Raw genomic sequence first — 4686 nt, forward strand, 5'->3', positions numbered from 1 at the left:
CGGTAGAAGAAGTCTGGTGTACCTTTGCTGCTGGTGCGGCGTTAGTTGTGGGTTCGATCGAGCAAACGCGATCTGGAGTCGATTTGGCGCATTTTTTGACCGAGCAGAAGGTAACGGTCTTATCTTGCGTGCCGACATTGCTGGCAATGATGGAGATCGAAGTACCGACAATTCGACTGCTGATTCTCGGTGGCGAACAGTGTCCCCAGGAACTCGCGGCGCGGTGGTGTAACGATCGCCGCAGGGTCGTGAATACTTATGGTCCCACAGAAGCAACAGTCGTTACCACCTGGCATGAATGTCATCCCGATCGCATAATTACGATCGGTAAGCCTTTACCTACATATCAAGTTTATATCCTTGATTCCGAATTAGAACCAGTCCCCCACGGTGTTGAAGGCGAGATTCACATCGGGGGGATTTGTTTGGCGCGCGGGTATGTCAATCGTCCCGATTTAACGGCCGAGAAATTCATCCCTAATCCCTTTACCTTCGATCCTGACAGTTCGGACAGACTATATAAAACTGGGGATTTAGGAAGTTGGAATGCTGAGGGTGAAATTCAATTTCTGGGACGGATCGACGGGCAGGTAAAATTACGCGGCTTTCGGATCGAGTTGTCAGAAATCGAGTCGGTAATCATGCAGTGTGCGGGTGTCAGCGCGGCGGTGGTAGCCGTCAAGCCAGTTGTCGAAATCGATCGATTGATTGCTTATCTCGTCCCCAAGCAAGGCGTAGATCTAGATGTAAATGCCATCTGGGATACCATGCGATCGCGGTTGCCGATTTATATGGTGCCAGCGAGCTTGGAAATCCTCGATACTTTACCCACTTTACCGAGTGGCAAAGTCGATCGCCAAAATTTGCCTGCGCCAGAAAACTTTGGATTTAATATTCCTGGCAAAAATGCGGGACGGTTGCCAAGTAATGATACCGAACGCGAACTTGCAGCAGTGTGGGAACAGGTATTTGTGATTACGGGGATTTCGATCGATGATGAATTTTTCAACCAATTAGGTGGGCACTCATTACTTGCCGCAGTCATGGTGTCGAAATTGCGCCAAAATCCGCAGTTTCAGGATCTCGCCGTCCTGGATATCTATCAACATCCGACGATTGCCCAATTAGCCGCCGAATTGACAGCACGGTGGCACCAACGCAGTCTCGAATCGGATGGTGCAGCAGAAAAACCGCGCACTCCCCGCGTTCAGATGACTACTGCTAACAAAATTGCCAATACACTATGGGCGAGTATCGGCGTTTATTTGATGTATGTCATCTATAGTCTGCCGCTGATGATCCCCGGTTTTGTCTATTACGAACTGGTTGACGAGCATAATTTTGAGATGAGTCGGATTGCAGCGGGCACGATCGCCGCAGCATTGATTATTAGCGTTTATCCAGCCTTAATTCTGCTGAGTATTCCGATTAAATGGTTGGTCATCGGTCGGTTTAAACCTGGGCGTTATCGGTTGTGGAGTGCCTATTATTGGCGGTTTTGGTTCGTGCGCCAGGTGCTATCATTCGTGCCGGTGATGCTGCTGACGGGTTCGCCATTATTTAATTGGTATTGTCGATCGATGGGAGCCAAAATTGGCAAACATGTCTATCTGGGTACGACCGATATCTTGGCTTTTGACTTACTAGAGATCGGCGATGGGAGCAGTATCGGTACCGACAGCAATCTCATGGGTTGTGAAGTGGTCGATGGCTGGTTGAAAATCGATCGGATTACGGTCGGCACAGACTGCTGTGTCGGGACAAAGAGCGTTTTGGGTTTAAACAGTCGAATGGAAGATCGAGCCGAACTAGGAGATTTATCCTACCTTCCAAACGATCGAGTCATTCTCACTGGGGAAGCTTGGGTGGGCGCACCAGCAGTATATCAAACAGTCGCCAGTGCTACTAGCGGTCGGTTTCCCTTCGGGATGGCACATCAAGGCAACCCAATTTTAGTCTATTTGGCTTATGCGATCAGCACGATCGGTCAATTGGTCGTGCCAGCGATCGCCGCCTTACCAGGATTTCTGCTCTGGTGTAAGCTGATTGTGGCAGTGCATTGGTACCTATGGTTGATTCCGGCGGCGTTTGTCGGCAGTGTCTCGTTCATCGGTGTATTTTGTCTGGAAGTAGTCATCCTCAAATATTTACTCCTGGGCAAAGTTCGTCCTGGGAATTATCCATTGCACGGTAGTTTTGGCTTACGGCACTGGTACATCGATCGATTGATGAGTTTGAGTCTGGAGATGGTGCCGACGCTCTACTCGACGCTCTATCTGTTGCCGTGGTTACGAATGCTAGGTGCCAAAATCGGCGCGCGGGCTGAGGTATCGACAGTCAGCCACTTTACGCCAGATTTAATCTCGATCGGATCGGAAAGTTTTATCGCTGACAATGTTTCCTTGGGAGCCAGCCAAGTCAAACGCGGTTGGTTGCAACTTTCCTTTACCCACATTGGGAGTCAAGCCTTTGTGGGCAATAGTGCAGTCGTCCCCAGTCACGACCGAGTGGCCGACAACTGTCTGATCGGCTGCATGTCAGTACCTCCCCGCGATGGCACTCTGATGGTGCCCGATAGTGCCTGGATGGGTTCGCCCGCGATCTATATTCCCCATCGGCAGATCGTCGATGAATTTAGTGCCGCCCAAACCTACAAACCCGGTCGCTATCTCTATCTTCAACGATTGGCGATCGAGTTTTGCCGCGTTACTTTCCCTGGCACGATTCACTTTGTCGTTTTGCTGATGATGGAAATAACGATGTTAAACTTACCCGATCGCTTGCACTGGTCGGGTGTAGCGTTCGTCTTTTCGCTCGTCTACGCTGCCGCTTCGATCGGTTCGGCTTTACTCGTCGTCGCGCTCAAATGGCTGGTAGTCGGACGTTATCAGACTGGTACGATTCCCCTCTGGAGCACCTTTGTCTGGCGGACAGAACTAATTACTGGACTCTACGAGTCGATGGTAGTCTCTGGCTGTCTCAACTTCTTGCTCGGCACCCCGTTTGCCCCAATTATCCTTCGCTTGCTCGGAATGCGGATCGGCACAGGTGCCTATATCGATACTACCGACTTCACCGAATTCGACCTGATCTCGATCGGCGATAATGTCACACTCAATCACAATTGCACCTTACAAACTCACCTATTTGAAGATCGGGTGATGAAAATGGAACGGATTCGGCTCGAACATAACTGTCAAATGGGTTCGGCAGCCGTCGTCCTCTATGATTCGCTGCTGGCAGATGAAGTGTCGATCGAACCACTCTCGCTGATTATGAAGGGTGAGCAAGTGCCCGCAGCGACAGCTTGGCAAGGAATTCCCGCTAGTCGCGTCTATTCGCGCTCTTAAGCTGAGATTGCTGGTTGAGGCTAGCACCAGCCCCTACAGATCTGTGAATAATATGTATTTAACCGCGACAATCATCAGGGTCATAATTTATCGATCGGTGGTATCATTCGATCGATTTGGGCTGTTGAGATCGATCGAATGATACTCGATCGAGATCTCCTGTTTGCTTGAGCCAAATCGCGCCTAAGATTGCATTGCTAAAGCAGCAGTAGCCACAGGCAAAAACAGTGTCAATGGTTGTTCTGGAATCGCCACAAAGCCTTTGGTTTCATAGAAAAGTTTCGCGCTGTCATCCAAAGCATGAACCAAAATATAGGCAATTCCAATGCTTTGTGATGCCCCAATAATCCGACAGAGGGCATCTTGCAGCAAACTTACACCAATCTTCCGCCCTTGATATCGCACATCGACAGCCAGCCGCCCGATTAATACTGCGGGAATCGGATCGGGCATATTCCGTTGTTTCGCCTTTGGTAGTTCGACTCTATCGATTGCCGCACTGCTAAGGCAATAATAACCAATGACGATTTCACCATCACTAACGACAAATGTCCGCGATGTCCCGATTGTCTGATTTTTCCACGCCCGTTTGCACAGCCATTCATTAAGCGAGTCTACACCACAATCAAAATCTGTCACTAGATGGGTAGATGTTAAAGGTACTGGTGGCTGCAAGGGTAATTGTGCTAAGCCCAAGGTGCTTTAACCTGCATGAGTTTACGCAAACCCGCTGAAGGTGCGGGTGGAGCATCCAGCAGTTGATAAAGAGTAGCGAACGTCTCTTCCCCGACGGCAATATAAGCTCGATCTAGCAATACATGTTCTGCTTCCCGACAGGCGATCTCCAGCACAAAATCCGACCGATTTTTACCCAGATAACTCGCAGCTCGATCGATCGCATCCCGTTGCTGATGGTTAAGACGGATATTCATACTACTATCGCGAGGAGCGCGAGATACTGAAGAAGACATTATTTCTTGAGCCTTATTTCTTTCGATCTTCGCATATTGTGGATCTATTGTCTATACAAATCTGGCCATCGCCGCTTGTGTGTCTTCCACACTCGGCGGTTGCTGTCTAACTTCAACTCCACCCCCTTCCCCAACCTCGATCTCTTAAAATAATATGTCAGAAAAATCCAAACGAATTAGCTTCCCCAAAGAAGTGCGGGAATATGTCTTCAACCGCGACAACTATCAGTGTCAAAGCTGTGGGCAGACTACCAAACTATCGATCGTATTATCCCCCTCGCATCGGTTAGTAGCAACAATATCAGCAACCTCCAAACTCGGTGCGACTCCTGTAACAGCCAGAAAAAACACTACTTCGATCCCAG

The 4686-nt window shown here is 49.3% G+C and carries 3 protein-coding genes and 1 pseudogene; 2 read left to right on the forward strand and 2 right to left on the reverse strand.

What is annotated here, in order from left to right:
* On the forward strand, window positions 1-3350 hold a 3350-nt coding region (locus RMO27_RS12590; RefSeq protein ID WP_309732956.1), incomplete at its 5' end, for a Pls/PosA family non-ribosomal peptide synthetase.
* A gap of 183 nt (window positions 3351-3533) precedes the next feature.
* Here the strand turns inward: RMO27_RS12590 and RMO27_RS12595 are convergent.
* The gene (locus tag RMO27_RS12595; RefSeq protein ID WP_309732958.1) at window positions 3534-4046 is read right to left on the reverse strand and encodes a GNAT family N-acetyltransferase; all 513 of its coding nucleotides are present in this window, start codon (window positions 4044-4046) and stop codon (window positions 3534-3536) included.
* The gene (locus RMO27_RS12600) at window positions 4037-4321 is read right to left on the reverse strand and encodes a DUF1778 domain-containing protein (RefSeq protein WP_309732960.1); all 285 of its coding nucleotides are present in this window, start codon (window positions 4319-4321) and stop codon (window positions 4037-4039) included. The genes RMO27_RS12595 and RMO27_RS12600 overlap by 10 nt, the downstream gene beginning before the upstream one ends.
* Before the next feature lie 154 nt (window positions 4322-4475).
* Here RMO27_RS12600 and RMO27_RS23860 point away from each other — a divergent pair.
* Window positions 4476-4686 (forward strand): annotated as a pseudogene (locus RMO27_RS23860) (HNH endonuclease); the annotation flags it as partial.

Origin of the sequence: Chamaesiphon sp. OTE_75_metabat_556, assembly GCF_031378165.1 — a bacterium.
GTDB lineage: Bacteria > Cyanobacteriota > Cyanobacteriia > Cyanobacteriales > Chamaesiphonaceae > Chamaesiphon.